The organism is Serratia sp. Res13-Sevr-LER1-36-b (genome assembly GCF_015673035.1).
Classification (GTDB): Bacteria; Pseudomonadota; Gammaproteobacteria; order Enterobacterales; family Enterobacteriaceae; genus Chania; species Chania fonticola_C.
On the sequence record NZ_JADACK010000018.1, the window covers coordinates 84,630 to 103,788 of the forward strand.

General features: G+C 58.0%; 21 protein-coding genes. 14 read left to right on the top strand and 7 right to left on the bottom strand.

All coding sequences use genetic code 11. The annotated features are described in order from the left end of the window. Nucleotides 1-263 precede the first annotated feature (263 nt). The 14 genes from fliF (at nucleotide 264) to sra (ending at nucleotide 11,796) form a co-directional block, all read left to right on the top strand. A complete protein-coding gene (gene fliF, locus IMQ33_RS12085; RefSeq protein WP_196061876.1) occupies nucleotides 264-1,952 on the top strand; it encodes a flagellar basal-body MS-ring/collar protein FliF in 1,689 nt (562 codons plus the stop codon). Continuing rightward, complete coding sequence (gene fliG, locus IMQ33_RS12090; protein WP_021180960.1) at nucleotides 1,949-2,941, top strand: flagellar motor switch protein FliG; 993 nt, start codon at nucleotides 1,949-1,951, stop codon at nucleotides 2,939-2,941. The genes fliF and fliG overlap by 4 nt, the downstream gene beginning before the upstream one ends. Then, nucleotides 2,934-3,632 carry a flagellar assembly protein FliH gene (fliH, locus tag IMQ33_RS12095; RefSeq protein WP_174334305.1) on the top strand — a complete coding sequence of 233 codons (699 nt, stop codon included), beginning with the start codon at nucleotides 2,934-2,936 and terminating at the stop codon, nucleotides 3,630-3,632. Before fliG ends, fliH begins: the two co-directional genes overlap by 8 nt. After that, complete coding sequence (gene fliI / locus IMQ33_RS12100) at nucleotides 3,632-4,993, top strand: flagellar protein export ATPase FliI (RefSeq protein WP_196061878.1); 1,362 nt, start codon at nucleotides 3,632-3,634, stop codon at nucleotides 4,991-4,993. Before fliH ends, fliI begins: the two co-directional genes overlap by 1 nt. An 18-nt stretch (nucleotides 4,994-5,011) precedes the next feature. Beyond that, complete coding sequence (fliJ, locus tag IMQ33_RS12105; protein ID WP_024486398.1) at nucleotides 5,012-5,458, top strand: flagellar export protein FliJ; 447 nt, start codon at nucleotides 5,012-5,014, stop codon at nucleotides 5,456-5,458. After that, nucleotides 5,455-6,675 (top strand): flagellar hook-length control protein FliK, encoded by a 1,221-nt coding sequence (locus tag IMQ33_RS12110; protein WP_196061879.1) that lies wholly within the window; start codon nucleotides 5,455-5,457, stop codon nucleotides 6,673-6,675. The genes fliJ and IMQ33_RS12110 overlap by 4 nt, the downstream gene beginning before the upstream one ends. A 135-nt stretch (nucleotides 6,676-6,810) precedes the next feature. Then, nucleotides 6,811-7,302 (top strand): flagellar basal body-associated protein FliL, encoded by a 492-nt coding sequence (gene fliL / locus IMQ33_RS12115; RefSeq protein ID WP_196061880.1) that lies wholly within the window; start codon nucleotides 6,811-6,813, stop codon nucleotides 7,300-7,302. A 6-nt stretch (nucleotides 7,303-7,308) separates the two neighbouring features. Further along, nucleotides 7,309-8,313, top strand: coding sequence for a flagellar motor switch protein FliM (gene fliM, locus IMQ33_RS12120; protein WP_021180954.1), 1,005 nt, complete (start codon nucleotides 7,309-7,311; stop codon nucleotides 8,311-8,313). Then, complete coding sequence (gene fliN / locus IMQ33_RS12125; protein ID WP_021180953.1) at nucleotides 8,306-8,719, top strand: flagellar motor switch protein FliN; 414 nt, start codon at nucleotides 8,306-8,308, stop codon at nucleotides 8,717-8,719. Before fliM ends, fliN begins: the two co-directional genes overlap by 8 nt. Next, nucleotides 8,719-9,123, top strand: a complete 405-nt coding sequence (gene fliO / locus IMQ33_RS12130) for a flagellar biosynthetic protein FliO (protein ID WP_196061881.1) — start codon at nucleotides 8,719-8,721, stop codon at nucleotides 9,121-9,123. The genes fliN and fliO overlap by 1 nt, the downstream gene beginning before the upstream one ends. Further along, nucleotides 9,120-9,875 (top strand): flagellar type III secretion system pore protein FliP, encoded by a 756-nt coding sequence (fliP, locus tag IMQ33_RS12135; protein ID WP_037413205.1) that lies wholly within the window; start codon nucleotides 9,120-9,122, stop codon nucleotides 9,873-9,875. The genes fliO and fliP overlap by 4 nt, the downstream gene beginning before the upstream one ends. A 449-nt stretch (nucleotides 9,876-10,324) precedes the next feature. After that, on the top strand, nucleotides 10,325-10,594 hold the full coding sequence (fliQ, locus tag IMQ33_RS12140) for a flagellar biosynthesis protein FliQ (protein WP_021180950.1): 270 nt from the start codon (nucleotides 10,325-10,327) through the stop codon (nucleotides 10,592-10,594). Between the two features lie 2 nt (nucleotides 10,595-10,596). After that, nucleotides 10,597-11,379: a flagellar biosynthetic protein FliR gene (gene fliR / locus IMQ33_RS12145; RefSeq protein WP_196061882.1), complete on the top strand. Its 783-nt coding sequence runs from the start codon at nucleotides 10,597-10,599 to the stop codon at nucleotides 11,377-11,379. A 291-nt stretch (nucleotides 11,380-11,670) separates the two neighbouring features. Continuing rightward, a complete protein-coding gene (gene sra, locus IMQ33_RS12150; RefSeq protein ID WP_196061883.1) occupies nucleotides 11,671-11,796 on the top strand; it encodes a stationary-phase-induced ribosome-associated protein in 126 nt (41 codons plus the stop codon). A gap of 157 nt (nucleotides 11,797-11,953) precedes the next feature. On the opposite strand, the gene flgL is transcribed toward sra, so the two are convergent. The 7 genes from flgL to IMQ33_RS12185 all read right to left on the bottom strand — a co-directional run bounded on the left by flgL (nucleotide 11,954) and on the right by IMQ33_RS12185 (nucleotide 19,158). Beyond that, nucleotides 11,954-12,916 carry a flagellar hook-associated protein FlgL gene (gene flgL / locus IMQ33_RS12155; RefSeq protein WP_196061884.1) on the bottom strand — a complete coding sequence of 321 codons (963 nt, stop codon included), beginning with the start codon at nucleotides 12,914-12,916 and terminating at the stop codon, nucleotides 11,954-11,956. A gap of 61 nt (nucleotides 12,917-12,977) precedes the next feature. Next, a complete protein-coding gene (gene flgK, locus IMQ33_RS12160) occupies nucleotides 12,978-14,630 on the bottom strand; it encodes a flagellar hook-associated protein FlgK (RefSeq protein ID WP_196061885.1) in 1,653 nt (550 codons plus the stop codon). A 141-nt stretch (nucleotides 14,631-14,771) separates the two neighbouring features. Further along, the gene (gene flgJ / locus IMQ33_RS12165; protein WP_196061886.1) at nucleotides 14,772-15,713 is read right to left on the bottom strand and encodes a flagellar assembly peptidoglycan hydrolase FlgJ; all 942 of its coding nucleotides are present in this window, start codon (nucleotides 15,711-15,713) and stop codon (nucleotides 14,772-14,774) included. Beyond that, complete coding sequence (locus tag IMQ33_RS12170; RefSeq protein ID WP_174334301.1) at nucleotides 15,713-16,813, bottom strand: flagellar basal body P-ring protein FlgI; 1,101 nt, start codon at nucleotides 16,811-16,813, stop codon at nucleotides 15,713-15,715. Before IMQ33_RS12170 ends, flgJ begins: the two co-directional genes overlap by 1 nt. A 10-nt stretch (nucleotides 16,814-16,823) precedes the next feature. Further along, complete coding sequence (gene flgH, locus IMQ33_RS12175) at nucleotides 16,824-17,477, bottom strand: flagellar basal body L-ring protein FlgH (RefSeq protein WP_046808516.1); 654 nt, start codon at nucleotides 17,475-17,477, stop codon at nucleotides 16,824-16,826. A 125-nt stretch (nucleotides 17,478-17,602) separates the two neighbouring features. Next, nucleotides 17,603-18,385, bottom strand: a complete 783-nt coding sequence (gene flgG, locus IMQ33_RS12180) for a flagellar basal-body rod protein FlgG (RefSeq protein ID WP_021180943.1) — start codon at nucleotides 18,383-18,385, stop codon at nucleotides 17,603-17,605. A gap of 17 nt (nucleotides 18,386-18,402) precedes the next feature. Beyond that, a complete protein-coding gene (locus tag IMQ33_RS12185; RefSeq protein WP_021180942.1) occupies nucleotides 18,403-19,158 on the bottom strand; it encodes a flagellar basal body rod protein FlgF in 756 nt (251 codons plus the stop codon). Nucleotide 19,159 lies beyond the last annotated feature (1 nt).

Below are 19,159 nucleotides of genomic sequence, written 5' to 3' on the forward strand. Positions count from 1 at the left end.
CGGCGGGAAAACCGCGCCTTCATTCGCCTGCATGATCCCGATGCTGAACACCCTACCACAGTGTTTTCCGGTTAAAGCGGCTAATTAACTGCAAAAACACCGGTTTATCGGGCCATCAAAATTTGCCCCTAGAGCAAATAATGGCATGCCCAAAAATGGGGGCGCTTTTGTTAGGCCGTAAAGAACTGTGTATTCAGGGAGTCTGTTTTGTCATCACACAACAACGCTAGCCATACCTCGAACCCACCAGAGTGGGTACCAGCATGAATGGTGAAAGCCGTGATAACGGCCTGCTGGCCCTATGGAATCGCCTGCGTGCCAACCCTAAAATTCCACTGCTGATCGCGGCCTCGGCGACGATCGCCATCGTGGTTGCGCTGACGCTATGGGCCAAAAGCCCGGATTACCGCGTGCTGTACAGCAATCTCAACGATCGCGACGGCGGCGCTATCGTCACGCAACTCACGCAGATGAACATCCCCTATCGCTTTACCGAGAACGGCTCTGCGTTGATGATCCCGGCGGAGAAGGTGCATGAAACGCGCCTGCGTCTGGCGCAACAGGGGCTGCCTAAGGGAGGAGCCGTCGGCTTTGAACTGCTGGATCAGGAAAAATTCGGCATCAGCCAGTTCAGCGAGCAGATCAACTACCAGCGCGCGCTGGAAGGCGAACTGTCACGCACTATCGAATCCCTGGGGCCGGTACAGAATGCCCGTGTACATCTGGCGTTGCCTAAGCCTTCGCTGTTTGTGCGCGAACAAAAGAATCCTTCAGCTTCCGTAACGCTAACGCTGCAACCTGGCCGCACCTTGGACGATGGCCAGATCAATGCCGTGGTGTATATGGTGTCCAGCAGCGTGGCCGGTTTGCCGCCGGGCAACGTCACGGTGGTCGATCAGGCTGGCCGCCTGCTGACCCAATCCGACGGCACCGGGCGCGATCTCAATGCCGCACAGCTGAAGTACGCCAATGAGGTTGAGAACCGCTATCAGCGCCGTATTGAAGCCATTCTGGCACCGATTGTCGGCAGCGCGAACGTGCGTGCACAGGTAACGGCACAAATCGATTTCTCCACCCGCGAGCAAACCGACGAACAGTACCAGCCCAACCAGCAGCCGGATAAATCCGCGATACGCTCCAGACAGTTCAGTCAGAGTGAACAGAACGGCGGGCAACCGATCGGCGGCGTACCGGGTGCCCTTTCCAACCAGCCGAGTGCAGCACCGACTGCACCGATAGAAACACCAAAAACTACGGCTGCGGGCAATACTAATACTCCCGCCACGGCAAACAATGCCAATAACAGCACCCGTACCGGGGCTAGCGGTAACGTAGCGCAAAACAGTCGCCGTGATGAAACCACCAACTATGAGGTGGATCGCACCATTCGTCATACCCAGCACAAGGCTGGAGCCGTGGAACGCCTGTCGGTCGCCGTGGTGCTCAACACCCTGGGCACCGATAAGGACGGCAAACCGCTGCCGATGAGCAAAGAGCAGTTGGCCCAGGTGGAATCGCTGGTCCGTGAAGCGATGGGTTACTCCAGCAGCCGTGGCGATACGCTTAACGTGGTCAACACCCAGTTCAACGATGTAGAGCAGACCGGCGGCGAGTTGCCTTTCTGGCAGTCACAGTCGTTTATCGATCAGTTGTTCAACGCAGGCCGTTATTTGCTGGTACTGCTGGTGGCCTGGATTTTGTGGCGCAAGCTAGTTCGTCCGCAGTTGCAAAGCCGTCAGGTGGCGCAACAAGCTGCAGTGGTCGCTGCCAATACGCCAGCCAGTCGCCCGGCTGAGGTGAACAAGCCAAGTCATGAAGAGCAGGCGCTGCATAAGAAATCACAGCAGCGCGTCAATGCTGAAGTCCAGGGCCAGCGGATCCGCGAACTGGCCGATAAAGATCCACGCGTGGTCGCCCTGGTGATCCGTCAATGGATGAGTAACGAACTATGAGCCTGACAGGTACCGAAAAGAGCGCCATCCTGCTGATGACGCTGGGTGAAGATCGCGCCGCCGAAGTCTTCAAACACCTCTCGTCACGGGAAGTGCAGCAGTTGAGTGGCACCATGGCCAGTATGCGTCAGGTGTCCCACAAACAGCTGGGGGAAGTCCTCCGCGAGTTTGAAGACGATGCCGAACAGTATGCCGCGCTGAGCGTCAATGCCAGCGACTACCTGCGCTCGGTGCTGGTTAAAGCCTTGGGTGAAGAACGTGCCAGCAGCCTGCTGGAGGATATTCTCGAATCACGCGAAGACACCTCCGGCATGGAAACGCTCAACTTTATGGAACCGCAGAGCGCGGCCGATCTGATCCGCGACGAACACCCGCAGATCATTGCCACCATCCTGGTTCACCTCAAGCGCGGCCAGGCGGCGGATATCCTGGCCCAGTTCGAGGAGCGCCTACGCAACGACGTGATGCTGCGTATCGCCACCTTCGGCGGTGTACAGCCAGACGCCCTGGCAGAGCTGACCGAAGTGCTGAACAACCTGCTGGACGGCCAGAACCTCAAGCGCAGCAAAATGGGTGGCGTCCGTACCGCCGCCGAGATTATCAACCTGATGAAAACCCAGCAGGAAGAGGCGGTTATCGGTGCCATGCGCGACTACGACGGCGAGCTGGCGCAGAAGATCATCGACGAAATGTTCCTGTTCGAAAACCTGGTGGAAGTGGACGATCGCAGCATCCAGCGCCTGTTGCAGGACGTGGAAAGCGAATCCCTGTTGATCGCCTTGAAAGGGGCCGAACAACCGCTGCGCGAGAAGTTCCTCAAGAACATGTCGCAACGTGCCGCCGATATCCTGCGCGACGACCTGGCCAACCGTGGCCCGGTGCGTATGTCTCAGGTGGAGAACGAACAGAAGGCCATCCTGTTGGTGGTACGTCGCCTGGCAGAAACCGGCGAAATGATCATCGGCGGTGGCGAGGACACCTATGTCTGATCGCCTCAACACCCTGCCCTGGCAGCCCTGGTCGCTTAACGACCTGGCGGATCCCAAACCGGTGCTGGAACCCGAAGCCCCACCTGAGGTGATCATCATCCCGCAGGATGACAGCATCAACGAACAGCAACGGCTGGAGATGCTGCGTCTGCAGGCCCAACAGCAAGGCCAGCAACAAGGCTTTGCCGAGGGCCAGCAGAAAGGCTATGACGCCGGTTTCCAGGCCGGGCTGGAGGAAGGCCGTCAGCAAGGCATTCTGGCAGGCCAACAGCAGCAGCAACCGATCACGGAACATTGGCAGCAGTTGGTCACCGAGTTCCAGCACACGCTGGACGCGCTCGACAGCGTGATTGCCTCACGCCTGATGCAACTGGCCCTGACGGCGGCCAAACAGGTGATCGGCCAAGCACCGGTGTGCGACGGCACCGCCCTGCTCGGCCAGATCCAACAGTTGATCCAGCAAGAACCGATGTTCAGCGGCAAACCTCAGCTGCGCGTACACCCGGATGATTACGAACGGGTAGAGCAGCAGCTTGGTGTCACCCTCAGCCTGCACGGCTGGCGGCTGCTGGCCGACGGACAGTTACACCCAGGCGGCTGTAAGGTCAGCGCAGAAGAAGGCGATCTGGATGCCAGCCTGGCCACCCGCTGGCATGAGCTGTGCCGTCTGGCCGCACCGGGAGAGCTGTGATGACCGTTCGTCTCGGCCGCTGGCTGAACTCGCTGGACAGTCTGGAAAAACGCATTGCCCGTGCGCCCGCGGTGCGCCGCTATGGCCGCCTGACCCGAGCCACCGGGCTAGTGCTGGAAGCCACCGGTTTGCAGTTACCGCTGGGGGCTACCTGCCTGATCGAACGCCATGACAGCGGTGTGGTGCAGGAGGTAGAAAGCGAGGTGGTCGGTTTTAACGGCCAACGGCTGTTCCTGATGCCGCTGGAAGAAGTCGACGGCATCGTGCCCGGCGCTCGGGTCTATGCTCGCGTCTCCCCTGAAGGGCAAAGCGCCAGCAAACAGTTACCCCTTGGCCCGGCATTGCTTGGCCGGGTGCTCGACGGCGCTGCCAAACCGCTCGATGGTCTGCCAGCACCAGATACCGGCTACCGCGCACCGCTGATCACCGCCCCGTTCAACCCGTTGCAGCGCACCCCGATCGAACAGGTACTCGACGTGGGCGTGCGCACCATCAACGGGCTGCTCACCGTGGGCCGCGGCCAGCGCATGGGCCTGTTCGCCGGTTCTGGCGTGGGTAAAAGCGTACTGCTCGGCATGATGGCGCGTTACACCCAGGCCGACGTTATCGTGGTTGGGTTGATCGGCGAACGTGGCCGCGAAGTGAAAGACTTTATCGAAAACATCCTCGGCACCGAGGGGCGAGCCCGTTCGGTGGTGATCGCAGCACCGGCAGACGTTTCGCCGCTGCTACGCATGCAAGGCGCCGCCTATGCCACCCGTATAGCTGAGGATTTCCGCGATCGTGGCCAACACGTGCTGCTGATTATGGATTCCCTGACCCGTTACGCCATGGCGCAACGAGAAATCGCCTTGGCGATCGGGGAACCGCCGGCTACCAAAGGCTATCCACCTTCGGTATTCGCCAAACTGCCTGCGTTGGTAGAGCGTGCCGGTAACGGCATCACTGGCGGCGGTTCCATCACCGCGTTTTATACCGTGTTGACCGAGGGCGATGACCAGCAAGACCCGATTGCCGATTCGGCACGTGCCATCCTTGATGGCCATGTGGTTCTTTCCCGGCGCTTGGCGGAGGCGGGCCACTACCCCGCCATCGATATTGAAGCTTCGATCAGCCGTGCCATGACCTCGCTGATCGACGAGGAGCATTACCGGCGGGTACGTAACTTCAAACAGATGCTGGCCAGTTACCAACGTAACCGCGATCTGATCAGTGTAGGAGCCTACGCCGCAGGCAGCGATCCGCTGCTGGACAAGGCCATGACGCTGTATCCGCAGATGGAAGCCTATCTGCAACAGGGCATCTTCGAGCGCAGCGGCTACGACGATGCCTGCCAGCAGTTGCAGCAACTGATTGTTTAACCACGGAGCCTGAGCACCATGAAACCACAATCACCGCTGATTATCCTGCGCGATCTGGCGCAGGATGCCGTAGAACAGGCCGCACAGCACCTCGGCCAGGCACGTCAGGCGCAACAGGCGGCGGAGCAACAGCTTGCCATGCTGCTCAACTACCAGGATGAGTATCGGCAAAAGCTGAACAACACTCTGTCTAGCGGCATGGGTTCCGCCAGTTGGCAAAACTACCAGCAGTTTATCGGCACGCTTGAGCAGGCCATCAGCCAGCACCGCCAGCAGTTGCTGCAGTGGAGCGAGAAGGTAGAACGGGCGGTCAAGCAGTGGCAGGACAAACAGCAGCGGCTGAACGCTTTTGAAACGCTCAACACCCGAGCCCTCAGCGCCGAACTGATACTGGAAAACAAGCGTGACCAAAAACTGATGGATGAGTTCGCTCAACGCAGTTCACAAAGGAATCTAAACCCATGAATCTCAACGTTCTCTCTGGCTTGCCAGCGACCGCTGACGGCACGGAGACTGGCCTTACCGCGCTGTCGTTGGATGATGCCGGACTGTCTGCCAGCTTTGCTCAACTGCTCGGCGAGCGCTTCACGCCCGAAGGTCAACTGAAAGGCAAGCCGAACGTGGCCCAGCTACTGGCCGAAGATCCACAAATCTCAACCCTCAGCCGCCAACAGCTTAACCAACTGCTGACCTCGTTTAGCGATCGTGGCCGCTTGCTGGCCGCTCCGCAGGAACTGGATACGGTAGACGATAGCCAAACCCGGTTAACCAAGCGCGATGACGAACAGCCGTTGCACCCTGTCGATACTTTGGATGCGGCCAGCTTGCAGGCCCTGTTTGCCATGCTGCCTGCCACCGTAGTGCAGTCGTTACCGGGGAATGGGGTTGCAACCGTCGCTGAGCCAAACGGGGACGAAGCGCCGCTGACAGGAGCTGCATCACTGTTAGCCACCCTGAGCGAAAAACCCGCGATATCCACTACCGGTCTGCCAGCGTCAAAATCGCAGCCGAACGCAGACGATAAATCCGCCTTGGCCGCCAAAACTGACGCGGCGGCGGTACTGTCTTCTCAGGCCGATGACAATCAGGATAGCGGCACCACCCCACTGAAACTGGCGGCTGAATCGGCGCAATCTACTGCAACGCCACAGCACACGGCCCCTGCGGCTGTTTCCAGCCCGGTGACCGCCAGCCAACCCGTCAGCGCGACGGTGAGCGCACCGGCAACGCCACAGTTGAACGCTCAACTCGGCAGCCCGGAATGGCAACAGGCGCTGAGTCAGCAGGTGCTGATGTTCCACCGTAACGGCCAGCAGAGCGCCGAGTTACGCCTGCATCCGCAGGAACTGGGTGCCTTGCAAATCACGCTGAAGCTCGACGATAACCAGGCCCAGTTGCATATCGCCTCGGCACACGGCCAGGTTCGTGCGGCGGTGGAAGCCGCGCTGCCCCAACTACGCCATGCGCTGGCGGAAAGTGGCATCAACCTTGGCCAGAGCAGCGTTGGCGGTGAGTCACTGCCGCAGCCGCAACAGTCACAGCAGCAGGCCTCTCACCAAGGCGGGCAGCCTTCTTACCGTGAACAACACGGCAGCGCCGAAACCGGCGTTGAAGCCCTGAGCGCCCCAGCGGCGCTGCAGGCGATGGCCCGTTCGGTCGACGGCGTTGATATTTTCGCCTGACGGCGTGCAAACGCCCAAGCTGGCACGCTTTTCCCCGCCTATTCTGGCTATTGCAGCCCAGAATAAGCGGGATAATAGCTTTACATGTATTGCGTGCTGCCTATCTGCACGCAGAGAACAGGATTTGGCTTAGTAATGTCTCAGAACCCCCTTCCAACAGCAGCAACAAAAAAACGTCCAATACTGGTGATCCTGCTGGTACTGATCGCCTTGGGCGCATGTGGTGCCGCGGGCTATAGCTGGTGGTTGATGCAGCAGCATAAGAACGGTCAACCCGCCGCCGAGGAAAAAAAACAGCCACCTCCGGCACCGGTGTTTATGCCGCTGGATACCTTTACCGTCAATCTGGTGACGCCGGATAACAACACGGACCGCGTGCTGTATATCGGCCTGACGCTGCGCCTGCCAGATGAAGAAACACGCCGCCGGCTGAACGATTTTCTGCCGGAAGTGCGTAGCCGTCTGCTAATGCTGCTTTCACGACAGGAAGCAAGTCAACTGGCCAACGAGCAAGGGAAACAGCAACTGGTGGCACAGATAAAAGACGTGCTCAGCCCACCGCTGGTTACGGGACAACCGAAGCAAGTGGTCAGCGACGTGCTGTTCACTGCCTTCATACTGCGGTAATAAACCATGGGCGACAATATTCTTTCACAGGCCGAGATCGACGCACTGCTCAATGGCGACAGCGCGGGGGATGAACCCGCCGCCGTCATCGGCCATGAAAGCGAGGTCAAACCTTACGATCCCACAACCCAACGCCGCGTGGTGCGTGAGCGCCTGCAAGCGCTGGAGATCATTAACGAGCGTTTTGCCCGTCAGTTTCGCATGGGGCTGTTTAACCTGTTGCGCCGTAGCCCGGACATTACCGTCGGGGCGATCAAGATCCAGCCATACCATGAGTTTGCCCGCAACCTGCCGGTGCCGACCAACCTGAACCTGGTCCACCTGAACCCATTGCGCGGCACGGCGCTGTTTGTGTTTGCCCCCAGCCTGGTGTTTATCGCCGTGGATAACCTGTTCGGTGGCGATGGCCGTTTTCCTACCAAGGTGGAAGGCCGGGAATTTACGCCAACCGAACAGCGGGTGATCAAGCGTATGTTGCGTTTGGCGCTGGACGCCTACGGCGATGCCTGGAGCGCCATCTACAAGATCGATGTGGAATACGTACGTGCCGAAATGCAGGTCAAGTTCACCAATATCACCACCTCTCCCAACGATATCGTGGTAACCACGCCGTTCCAGGTGGAGATCGGGGCGCTGAGCGGTGAGTTCAATATCTGTATTCCATTCGCCATGATCGAGCCATTGCGCGAGTTGCTGACTAACCCACCGGTGGAGAACTCCCGCCAGGAAGACAGCCAGTGGCGAGAAACGCTGGTGAAACAGGTTCAGCACTCCGAACTTGAACTGATAGCCAACTTTGTCGATATCCCGATGCGCCTGTCGAAAGTGCTGAAACTCCAGCCGGGCGACGTGTTACCGATCGATAAGCCGGAACGCCTGATCGCCCATGTTGACGGCGTCCCGGTCTTGACCAGCCAATACGGCACCTTGAACGGGCAGTACGCCCTGCGTGTTGAACATTTGATTAACCCTATTTTGAATGCCCTGAGTGAGGAACGGCCCAATGAGTGATCCTAAACAACCGTCTGGCGAAGAGAAGGACTCCGTAGACGATCTGTGGGCTGATGCGTTTAACGAGCAACAGGCGACCGAAAAATCCGCCTCTACCGAAGGCGTATTCAAGTCGCTGGAAGCTCAGGATGCGTTGGGTAGCCTGCAAGATATCGATCTGATCCTGGATATTCCGGTCAAGCTGACCGTGGAGCTGGGCCGTACCAAGATGACCATCAAAGAACTGCTGCGCCTGTCGCAAGGCTCGGTGGTGGCGTTGGATGGTCTGGCCGGTGAGCCATTGGATATCCTGATCAACGGCTATCTGATTGCTCAGGGCGAAGTGGTGGTGGTCGGCGACAAGTTCGGCGTACGCATCACCGATATCATCACGCCTTCCGAGCGCATGCGCCGCCTGAGCCGCTGATGAACCCCAACGCCAGCGTGCAGACGCAAAGCACCCAGCAGCCCGCCGGTTCGGCGCTGCCCACCGGTTCGGTATTGATGCAGGTCAGCAGCGCGCTCGGCGCTATTTTGCTGCTGATCCTGCTCGCTGGCTGGCTGTTTCGCCGGCTGGGTTTTGCCCCGCAGGCCCGTGGCAATCAAAAATTGCTCAACCTGCGTGCCAGCTGTCAGGTTGGCCAACGCGAACGCGTGGTGGTGGTTGAAGTGGATAACACCTGGCTGGTGCTGGGCGTTACGGCTCAGCAGATCACCCCGTTGCACACCCTGCCCGCCCCACCGGCACAGGAAGCAACCGACCATAAAACACCGGCAGATTTCCGCCAGTTGATGCAAAACGTATTAAAACGCCCGGATAAATCGGCATGAATCCACTCTCCCACCGCCGGGCTTTTGGCCCGCTGCTGGCCGCTGGCCTGCTACTGCTCAGCCCTGCGGCTTTGGCACAGTTGCCGGGGCTGATTAGCCAACCTACGGCCAACGGCGGCCAAAGTTGGACGCTGCCGGTGCAAACGCTGGTACTGATCACCTCACTCAGCTTCCTGCCAGCGATGCTGCTGATGATGACCAGCTTCACCCGCATCATCATCGTGCTGGGGCTGCTGCGTAACGCCCTCGGCACTCCGTCGGCACCGCCCAATCAGGTGATGCTGGGGCTGGCGCTGTTCTTGACCTTTTTCATCATGTCACCGGTGTTCGACAAGGTGTACCAGGATGCCTACCTGCCGTTCAGCCAGGACAAGATCAGTATGGAGGTAGCGATCGACAAAGGTTCGCAACCGCTGCGCGAGTTTATGCTGCGCCAGACGCGGGAAAGCGATCTCGCCCTGTATGCCAGGCTGGCTAACCTGCCCGCGTTGGAAGGCCCGGAGGCCGTCCCGATGCGTATTCTGTTGCCCGCCTATGTCACCAGTGAGCTGAAAACCGCCTTCCAGATTGGTTTTACCGTGTTTATTCCGTTTCTGATCATCGACCTGGTGGTAGCCAGCGTGCTGATGGCGCTGGGGATGATGATGGTGCCACCCGCGACCATCTCGCTACCGTTCAAGCTGATGTTGTTTGTACTGGTGGATGGTTGGCAGTTGCTGTTGGGATCGCTGGCGCAGAGTTTTTATAGCTAGATCGGTGTTGCCCCCTCGCCCTCACCCTAACCCTCTCCCCCAGGAGAGGGGACCGATCGAGTGTGCTGATGCCGTAGTGTTCTTGCCGAAGGTACAGAGACTTATCAAAAGCACCATTTAGCTCTCTCCCCTCGAAGAAGGGACCTATCGAGTTTGTTGTTGCTTTAGTGTTCTTTCCGAAGGAGCACAGACTTATCAAGAGCACAGATTAGCCCCCTCTCCCCTCGACGATGGGGCCGATCGAGTTTGTTGTTGCTTTAGTGTTCTTGCCGAAGGAGCACAGGCTTACCAAGAGCACAGATTAGCCCCCTCTCTCCTCGAAGAAGGGACCTATCGAGTTTGTTGTTGCTTTAGTGTTCTCTTCGAAGGAGCACAGATTAGCCCCCTCTCCCTTCGGGAGAGGGTTGGGGTGAGGGGCAGAACGCAACCTCCCATATTGGAGAAAAGAGATGACACCTGAATCGGTAATGGCGCTGGGTACGGAAGCGATGAAAGTGGCGCTGGCGCTAGCCGCCCCGCTGCTGCTGGCCGCGCTGTTCAGCGGGCTGATCGTCAGCCTGTTGCAGGCCGCCACGCAGATTAACGAAATGACGCTGTCGTTCATTCCCAAAATTCTCTCCGTGGTCGCCACCCTGATCGTTGCCGGGCCGTGGATGCTCAACCTGCTGCTGGACTACATGCGCATGCTGTTCAGCAACCTGCCGAACCTGATCGGCTAACCATGCTGACCTTTGACAGCGCCCAACTCAGCGTCTGGCTCAGCCAGTTCTTCTGGCCTCTGCTGCGCGTCCTGGCGCTGATTAGCACCGCCCCGCTGTTCAGCGAAAAACAGATCTCCAAGCGGGTGAAAATTGGCCTGGGCGGCCTGATCGTCTTGCTGATCGCCCCCACGCTGCCCACCAGCAATATCCCCCTGTTTTCCGTCACCGGCCTGTGGCTGGCCGTACAGCAGATCCTGATCGGCGTGGCGATCGGTTTGACGATGCAGTTCGCCTTTGCTGCAGTGCGCTTGGCAGGTGAGGTGATCGGCATGCAGATGGGGCTGTCCTTCGCTACCTTCTTCGACCCCTCCGGCGGCCCCAATACGCCACTGCTGGCGCGCCTGCTGAACCTGCTGGCGATGTTATTGTTCCTCAGCTTCGATGGTCACCTGTGGCTGATCTCGCTGCTGGCAGACAGCTTCCATACCCTGCCGATCCAGGCACAGCCGCTGAACGGCAACGGTTTCCTGGCGCTGACCCAGGCAGGAACACTGATCTTCATTAACGGTATGATGCTGGCGCTGCCGCTGATCTGCCTGCTGCTGACGCTGAACCTGGCGCTTGGCCTGCTCAACCGCGTTACCCCGCAGCTTTCGGTGTTTGTGATCGGTTTCCCGGTCACGTTAACCATCGGCATGTTGACCCTTGGCATGATGATGCCGATGCTGGCCCCTTTCTGCGAGCATCTGTTCGGTGAGTTTTTCGATCGGCTGGCGACAGTGATCGGCGGTATGTCCCCTTAACGCTGAGGTTAGCCGCGAGACAAACTAGCAGGGAAAGATATTTTCCGAGATAAAAAGTTGAAAAAGTGAAATTAACCAGATTTAGCGGCGATTATCCTGCCGGGCTTGAATAATAAAATACCCCCCTTAGAATGGCCTCATTAAATAAATCCCACGCCGTATAAAAAAGCGGTAAAAGACCATTAAGCTGGTCACGTGATTTATTAACACCAACTGAACACCAAGAAAATAAAATAACCGCATCTGATGGCGGCGGGACTTTATTTATCTCAATATAGCCAGGAGTATCAAATGAAAGCGAAAACTAACAGGAAAGCACGCAGAGCCTTGGGTATGGCGCATTGGACCACTAATCGCATTCAGATCACAGCGTCCGCCTGCGGAAAAATCTGGACCATAGCCAAAAAGAAAAAATAATCTGTTTTTAATGCGTAGCGTTAAAAATAGTAAGGTCACTTATCCAGCCTGAATATCCTGACGTTTCCCGCCGTTAAATCAAGCTGTGTAAAAACGGTACTGCGCTCTATATCCACGTTATAGGGCGCAGTGCCCTACAAGCGTGAATAACTATTTCTTATCGATTCATTTGAAATAACGACATACCTTGCATATCACTGAAGGTCTTATACGATGCCTGCAAGGCAGCCTGTTGCATGTAGTAAGACGAGATCGCCTCCACCACATCCGCCTCAACCAGCGCGGTCAGCTGATTTTTATTAGCCGTATTGTTTTCGATACCAATGCTATCCAACACGTCCAACTCCTGCAGTTGAGTCCCCAACACTGCACTGGTGCTCAGCACGTTGTTATAGCTGTTATCCAGGCCACGGGTTGCCTTATCGAGCGCCGCAGTCACCTGCGCACGGGTATCCTCATCGGCTCCCTGCAGCGGGGTCTTCAACGCTTTCAGCGCTATATCGATGCTCTCGAACACGTTGGCTTCGGAACGGCTGCCGTCCGGCTCCGGTTTGATATTGCTGGTCAGAGACATAAATATCGAGCTGCCGGCGTGGCCCACGGTCATGGTGCGGTTGGCATCCACTTTCTGCTCAATGGCCGAGTTGCTGCCCTGGTAAACCACCTTGCCACCCTGCTCGACAAACGGAGCTTTGTCATTGGCAAAGCCGGCAAAAATAAAGCGGCCGTTACCGTCGGTGCTGTTGGCCTGACTGAGTAGCTGATCTTTCAGCCCCTGCAACTGGGTGGCCAAAGAGTCACGGTCATTATCGCTGAGAGTGCCATTACCGGCGTTGACGATCAGCGTTTTCATGTCCTTGATGCCGTCGGCGGCGCTACGCAGCACGGTTTCTTCCATCGAGATGTTCTGACGGGCAAAGGTACGCGCCAGAGCGTACTGGCTGTTTTCTGACATCGACTGCGAGATCATCACCGCCTGTGACGCCGCTAACGGATCGTCCGAAGGGTAAAGCACGCGCTTGCCACTGGAAAGCTGCTGCCCGGACTGCATCCACAGAGACTGATTATTGGTGACCCCCGACAGATTCTGCTGGTAGATCATGCTGGTGCTCATGCGCATGGGTTGGGTTCCTCACTAAGGGCATCCACAGCCGGCATACCGGCTGCGGTTAACGGTAAAATCAACGAATATTCAATATGGTGTCAAACAATGAACTGGCGGTCTCGATCACCTTCGCATTGGCCATATAATACTGGTTGAAACGCAGTAGTTCGCCGTACTCTTCGTCCAGGTTAACCCCGGAGATAGACTGCTGTTGGGTTTGCAATTGGGTCACAATATTGGTTTGTGCGGTGGCGTTGACCTTGGCGGTAGCGGTCTGGTTACCCACGCTACTGACCAATCCGGCATAGGCGCCGCTCAAGGTTGCTTTGCCATCCACCACTTTGGCGGTTTGCAGATCGAGCAGTTTCTTGACGTTGTCGTTATCGCCCTTACCGCCATCTTCCTTTCCTGCGGCAGCAAACTTGGCCGAGTCGCTGATGGCAACCTTCAGGGTACCGGCCACATCGCTAACCGGCTTCACGGTAAAGCTGTCATTCTTCTTCGCGTTGCCCGTCACGCCGATCTGCAGGCCATCAAAGCTCAGCGTCGGTTTGCCATCCGCATCGGTGCCTGCGGTGGCAGGTACTTTGACGTTGTCGGACAGGCGCGTGACCTGCCAGTTGGCACCGTCAAACTCCATGCGGTAGTCACTGGCCTTGACCTTGCTGGTATCGGTAAAGGAGACCGACAGCGAGGCATTGCCGGTGTTGTTGGTATTGTTGACCGTACGCCCACCGGAGAAGCTGAAGAAATCCTCCCCCGGATCGCCGTTGATATCAAAGCCTTCGCGATGCTGCTGGTTAAAGCTATCGGCCAGCGCCAGGGCCAGTTGCCCCAACTGGTTGCGTGCGCCGTCCAACGATTCACTACGGAACTTCAGCACGCCGCTGACGCTGCCGCTGCCAATCTGGCTTTCCGGGATTTCGTTAGCGCCATTGCCGCGATCGTAACCGAGCGTCAGGCGAGACGGGTCTTTGCTGGAAGGCATCGCCGTCACCTGATAGGAGGAGTTGCCCTGCACCAGCGTCAAACCGTTGGCGAAGGTCACGGTATAGGCATCACCGTCCTGCTGGGTGACCTGAACGCCGACCACCTTGTTAAGCTCCGTCACCAACTGATCGCGCTGATCCAGCAAGGCGTTCGGCTCGCTGCCGCCGCTGCTGGCCCGCACCTGGGTGATTTCGTTATTCAAGCGGGCGATTTGCTGGCTGTAAGTATTGATCTGGTTGGCGCTGTCGCTCAGTTGCTGGTTGACGCCCGCATCCATATCGCGCAGATACTTGTCCGCATTGTTAAACTGATTCACCAGGCCGTTGGCCTTGCCTAACACAGTCTGACGGGCTGCGTCATCCCCGGCATTGCTGACGACGTTTTGCAGATTTTTGAAGAAATCTTCCATCCCCGATGCCAGGGTGTTGGTTTTAGACGCCAGCAGGTTGTCGATCTGGGAGACTTTCTCGAAGTAGCTGTTCTGGGCCGAAGCTTCGCTTTGCGCCCCGCGCAGTTGGGTCATGATGAACTGGTTATACTCGCGATTGACCGTAGTCACGGTGGCTCCGTTGCCGATAAATCCGTTCATGGTGCCCAGGCCGCCGTTTTGCGCCAGGATCGCGGTTTGGCGGTTATAGCCCGCCACGTTGTAGTTGGAAATATTATTACTGACGGTGCTAAGCGCAACCTGCGCCGCATTCAGGCCACTCATCGCGGTATTGATTAAGCTGTTGGACATAGAGGTTCCTTATGCTGCGGTGCCAGCGGCCCACAGAGGTCAAAAATTGTGCCGGGCGTTGCCATCCAGCCTGTTTGGGTTATCGGCCATCTGACGGCAAACTTGAGTAAAAAAATGGGCGCTGCATGCAGCGCCCGACGGCTAAAACAGATCCTGCAAATCGTGGGTATAGGCCTTGGTTACCTGCTCCCCAGCGCTTTTCATCTGCTGGATCATGCTGACCAGCTTTTTGGCATACAGTGGATCGGTCGCATAGCCGGCCTTTTGCAGCGCATGTGCCGCCTGCTCGGGGCTGCTGGCACTGGCAACGTTGGCGTAGCGCGGGTTGTTGGTCAGCAGTTTGACGTAATCCCCAATCGCTTCCATATAGGAGCCATAAACGCGGAAGCGGGCCTTGATCTTCTTCGCCACCCCTTCCTCGAACTCGGTAGTGGTGATCTCGGTCACTGGACCGTCCCAACTGCTACCGGCCTTGATACCAAACAGGTTGTAACTGCGTGAGCCATCCGCCGCTGGGATCTCGCGTTGCCCCCAGCCAGACTCCAGCGCAGCCTGCGCCACAATCAACTGGTGCGGAATACCGCTTTGCTGGCTGGCAACCCGTGCCGGAATGGACAGCTGTGCCACAAAGTTACCATTGCTCAGCGGCAAGGGAGGCGCCGAAGGTATTTTTGGCACAGCCCGGCGTACCATCTGTTCCAATGCCTGACGTGGTAAGGTCTGCAACACCTCGTTGTCCAGCGCCATCGGCACCGTCCCAGCGGTTTCGCTTGGGCGGCTGTTTCCGGCGGAGAGCTGCTTGACCATCATGTCCGCCAGCCCTAGGCCTTTCTGCGACATCTGTTGGGCGATCTGTTGGTCGTACATCGAGGTATACAGCCGCGTCTGGTCGCTGCTCAATACGCCATCCTGCGGCAACGCCGCACGCATGCTTTTCAGCATCATCTGCACGAACATACCTTCCACCTGCTGGGCCACCTGCTTGATATTGCCCTGTGGATCGGCGGCAACATCTCGCTTCAAGCCGTTCAGCGACTGGGTGTCATAGGCAGCACCCGACATAGCCATCAGATCGCTGCTCATCAGATAATTTCCAGTTTGGCACGCAGGCAACCAGCGCTCTGCATTGCCTGCAAGATAGACATCAGGTCGATCGGCGTCGCCCCCAGCGCATTCAACGCGCGAACCACGTTATTGAGGTTGGCGCTGGCGTTCACTTTTTGCAGTGAACCGCCCTGCTGCTGCACGGAAATCTGGGTATTCGGCGTCACCACGGTCTGGCCACCGCCGAATGGCGTATCCGGCTGGCTGACGGTGTTTTGCCGATCGACCACCACCGACAGGTTCCCTTGTGCCACCGCGCAGGAATCCAGTACCACATCCCGGTTCATTACTACCGAACCGGTCCGGGAGTTGATGATCACTTTGGCATCCATCGCCCCAACGTTAATGCTGATATTCTGAATATCCGCCAAGAAACGCACTTGCGAACTATTGCCGCGTGGCACCAGCACCTGCACGGTACGGGAATCGAGCGGAGAGGCAGTGCCGCTGCCGCGCTGGCGGTTGATGGCATCGCTGATCTGTTGTGCCAGGGTGAAATCATCGTCGTTCAGTTGCAGGTTGATCACGCCATCCTGGCCGAAGGTGGTAGGCAATTCGCGTTCGATGGAAGCGCCGTTGCTGATACGGCCACCGGCCAACTGATTGACCTGCACGCTGCTCCCCCCGGAGGACGCACCGGCACCGCCGACCAGCACGTTACCCTGTGCCAGCGCATAGACCTGATTATCCACGCCTTTGAGCGGTGTCATCAGCAATGTCCCGCCGCGCAGGCTCTTGGCGTTACCCATTGAGGACACCACCACGTCAATGTTCTGCCCCGCACGGGAGAACGGCGGCAGCTTGGCGGTTACCATCACCGCCGCCACGTTTTTCAACTGCATGTTGGTGCCTGGCGGTACGGTGATCCCCAGTTGCGACAGCATGTTGCTCAGGCTCTGGGTGGTAAACGGGGTTTGCATGGTCTGGTCGCCAGAGCCGTCCAACCCCACGACCAGGCCGTAACCAATCAACGCGTTGTCGCGTACGCCCTGTACCGTCACCAGATCGCGGATGCGCTCCGCCGTCGCGGGCAGGCAAACCAGCATCATGGACAGTGTGAGAAGTAACTTTTTCAACATCGGTCAATCCTTAGAACGGTGAAACATTTAAGAAGAAGCGCTGTAGCCACCCCATGGTCTGCGCTTCATTGATATAGCCGTTGCCGACGTATTCAATGCGTGCATCCGCCACCTGGGTGGACGTGACCGAGTTATTGCCACTGATGGTGCGGGGGTTAACCACACCGGAGAAACGGATGAATTCGGTGCCCTGATTTATGGCAATTTGCTTTTCGCCCACCACGTGCAGGTTGCCGTTGGCCAAGACCTGATTGACCGTGACGGTAATGGTGCCGTTAAAGGTGTTGTTAGCGTTGGCCCCGCCCTTGCCGCCGAAGGTGCTGTCGCCGGAGATATCCATGTCGGCGCGCGCGTTACCGAGCAGCCCGTCGAGGTAACGCGGTGAAGTGGCTACGCCAAATTTGCTGGATCCGTTGCGGCTGGCGTTGGCGGATGAGCTCTTGCTGGCGCTGACGTTTTCTTGTAGCACGATGGTCAGGGTGTCGCCGATATTACGCGGGCGACGATCCTCAAACAGCGGCTGATAGCCGTAGTTCATCGGCTGCACCGTCTGGAAAATCGAACCGTTCGGCACCGGAGCACCGGCCGGAGCGGGCTGAGCCGTGGTAGCCCCGTCAACCAGGGGGGTATGCGGAATATAGGCACAGCCGCCGACTGTCAGCATCAGCAGCCCGGCCAGGACGCGTTTGCCTTGCTGCGGCACGCTGGCCGCTAAAAAGGTGGTTACCACGGGTATCGCCTTTGTTGCTCTGGATAAGGATTACGGGCGCAGCAAGCCGCGCCCGTCGATTACAGTTGCGTCAGCTTTTGCAGCATCTGGTCAGACGTTGATACCGCTTTGCTGTTGATCTCATAGGCGCGCTGGGTCTGGATCATGTTGACCAACTCTTCCGCCACGTTGACGTTAGAGGTTTCAACATAACCCTGATACAACAGGCCTGCCCCGTTGAGGCCGGGGGTACTTTCGTTAGGCGCGCCGGAGCTTTCGGTTTCCTGGTACAGGTTTTCACCCATGCTTTCCAGACCGCTATCGTTGATAAAGGTGGTCAACGTCAGTTGCCCGACCTGCTGCGCCGCCGTCTGGCCCTGCTGGGTCACGCTGACGATGCCATCACGGCCCACGGTAATGCTCAGGGCGTTGGCCGGAATGGTGATCGCCGGTTGTACCTGAAAACCACTGGCGGTTACCAACTGGCCATTCTGATCGATCTGGAATGAACCATCGCGGGTATAGGCCTGGGTGCCATCCGGCAACACCACCTGGAAGAAGCCCTGCCCCTTGATCGCCACGTCTTTGCTGTTGTTGGTCTGCGACAGGTTGCCCTGGCTGTGGATGCGCTCGGTCGCCACCGGACGTACGCCGGTACCAATCTGCAAACCGGAAGGCAGCGTGGTCTGCTCGGAAGACTGAGCCCCGGGCTGACGCATGGTCTGGTACAGCAGATCTTCAAACACCGCACGCTGGCGTTTAAACCCGTTGGTACTGACGTTCGCCAGGTTGTTGGCGATCACGTCCATATTGGTCTGCTGCGCATCCAGACCGGTTTTGGCAATCCATAAGGATGGGATCATGATTTATTCCTCTGCACTCAGCTCATTGACAGCAATGAGTTGGCGCGCTGTGCGTTTTCATCCACGCTGTGGATGACCTTCATTTGCATTTCGAACCGGCGAGCGTTGGCGATCATATCCACCATCGTCTCCAGCGGTTTGACGTTGCTGCCCTCCAACACCCCCGGCATGATCCGTACATCAGGATCGTTCGGTAGTTGGTTGCCACGCTGCTGCTGAGCCTCGGCAGTCAGATGGAACAGGCCGTCGTCCCCGCGCACCACTTCCCGAGCATCGGCCTTCACCAGCTTCAAGCGGCCAATCTGGGAAATGGTGTTAGGCGGATCGCCCGGATTTAACGCCGAGATGGTGCCGTCCGCCGCCAGCGTCAGTTCTGCCTGCGGCGGGGCTTCGATTGGCCCGCCATCGCCCATAAGCGGCACACCCTGCACCATCAACTGCCCGGTGGAGGAGATCTGGATGCTGCCGTTACGGCTGTAGGCTTCAGTGCCATCCGGCAGCCTTAGCGCCAGAAAGCCGTCCTGCTGCAATGCCACATCCAGTGGCCGCCCGGTGTAGTTCAGCGGCCCTTGGCTCATGTCAGCCCCAGGCGTCGAAGCTGCCACCAGCGTCCGCGTCTGCATGCTTGGCCCATCAACCGGCACCGCACGCAGCGCCGAAAGCTGTGCGCGGAACCCCGGCGTGGAGGCGTTGGCCAGGTTGTTGGCCGTGACCGACTGCTGCTCCAGCGTCTGCCGGGCTCCACCCATCGCGGTATAAATCGCGTGATCCATA

Bases quoted from the DNA above. Each gene is read 5' to 3' on its own strand.
- fliG (WP_021180960.1), top strand. From the start codon at position 1,949: ATGAGCCTGACAGGTACCGAAAAGAGCGCCATCCTGCTGATGACGCTG.
- fliL (WP_196061880.1), top strand. From the start codon at position 6,811: ATGTCTCAGAACCCCCTTCCAACAGCAGCAACAAAAAAACGTCCAATA.
- IMQ33_RS12110 (WP_196061879.1), top strand. From the start codon at position 5,455: ATGAATCTCAACGTTCTCTCTGGCTTGCCAGCGACCGCTGACGGCACG.
- flgL (WP_196061884.1), bottom strand. From the start codon at position 12,916: ATGCGCATGAGCACCAGCATGATCTACCAGCAGAATCTGTCGGGGGTC.
- flgG (WP_021180943.1), bottom strand. From the start codon at position 18,385: ATGATCCCATCCTTATGGATTGCCAAAACCGGTCTGGATGCGCAGCAG.
- fliQ (WP_021180950.1), top strand. From the start codon at position 10,325: ATGACACCTGAATCGGTAATGGCGCTGGGTACGGAAGCGATGAAAGTG.
- flgJ (WP_196061886.1), bottom strand. From the start codon at position 15,713: ATGAGCAGCGATCTGATGGCTATGTCGGGTGCTGCCTATGACACCCAG.
- fliR (WP_196061882.1), top strand. From the start codon at position 10,597: ATGCTGACCTTTGACAGCGCCCAACTCAGCGTCTGGCTCAGCCAGTTC.
- fliJ (WP_024486398.1), top strand. From the start codon at position 5,012: ATGAAACCACAATCACCGCTGATTATCCTGCGCGATCTGGCGCAGGAT.
- fliN (WP_021180953.1), top strand. From the start codon at position 8,306: ATGAGTGATCCTAAACAACCGTCTGGCGAAGAGAAGGACTCCGTAGAC.
- IMQ33_RS12170 (WP_174334301.1), bottom strand. From the start codon at position 16,813: ATGTTGAAAAAGTTACTTCTCACACTGTCCATGATGCTGGTTTGCCTG.
- fliP (WP_037413205.1), top strand. From the start codon at position 9,120: ATGAATCCACTCTCCCACCGCCGGGCTTTTGGCCCGCTGCTGGCCGCT.
- flgK (WP_196061885.1), bottom strand. From the start codon at position 14,630: ATGTCCAACAGCTTAATCAATACCGCGATGAGTGGCCTGAATGCGGCG.
- fliO (WP_196061881.1), top strand. From the start codon at position 8,719: ATGAACCCCAACGCCAGCGTGCAGACGCAAAGCACCCAGCAGCCCGCC.
- fliI (WP_196061878.1), top strand. From the start codon at position 3,632: ATGACCGTTCGTCTCGGCCGCTGGCTGAACTCGCTGGACAGTCTGGAA.
- fliH (WP_174334305.1), top strand. From the start codon at position 2,934: ATGTCTGATCGCCTCAACACCCTGCCCTGGCAGCCCTGGTCGCTTAAC.
- fliF (WP_196061876.1), top strand. From the start codon at position 264: ATGAATGGTGAAAGCCGTGATAACGGCCTGCTGGCCCTATGGAATCGC.
- fliM (WP_021180954.1), top strand. From the start codon at position 7,309: ATGGGCGACAATATTCTTTCACAGGCCGAGATCGACGCACTGCTCAAT.
- IMQ33_RS12185 (WP_021180942.1), bottom strand. From the start codon at position 19,158: ATGGATCACGCGATTTATACCGCGATGGGTGGAGCCCGGCAGACGCTG.
- sra (WP_196061883.1), top strand. From the start codon at position 11,671: ATGAAAGCGAAAACTAACAGGAAAGCACGCAGAGCCTTGGGTATGGCG.
- flgH (WP_046808516.1), bottom strand. From the start codon at position 17,477: ATGCTGACAGTCGGCGGCTGTGCCTATATTCCGCATACCCCCCTGGTT.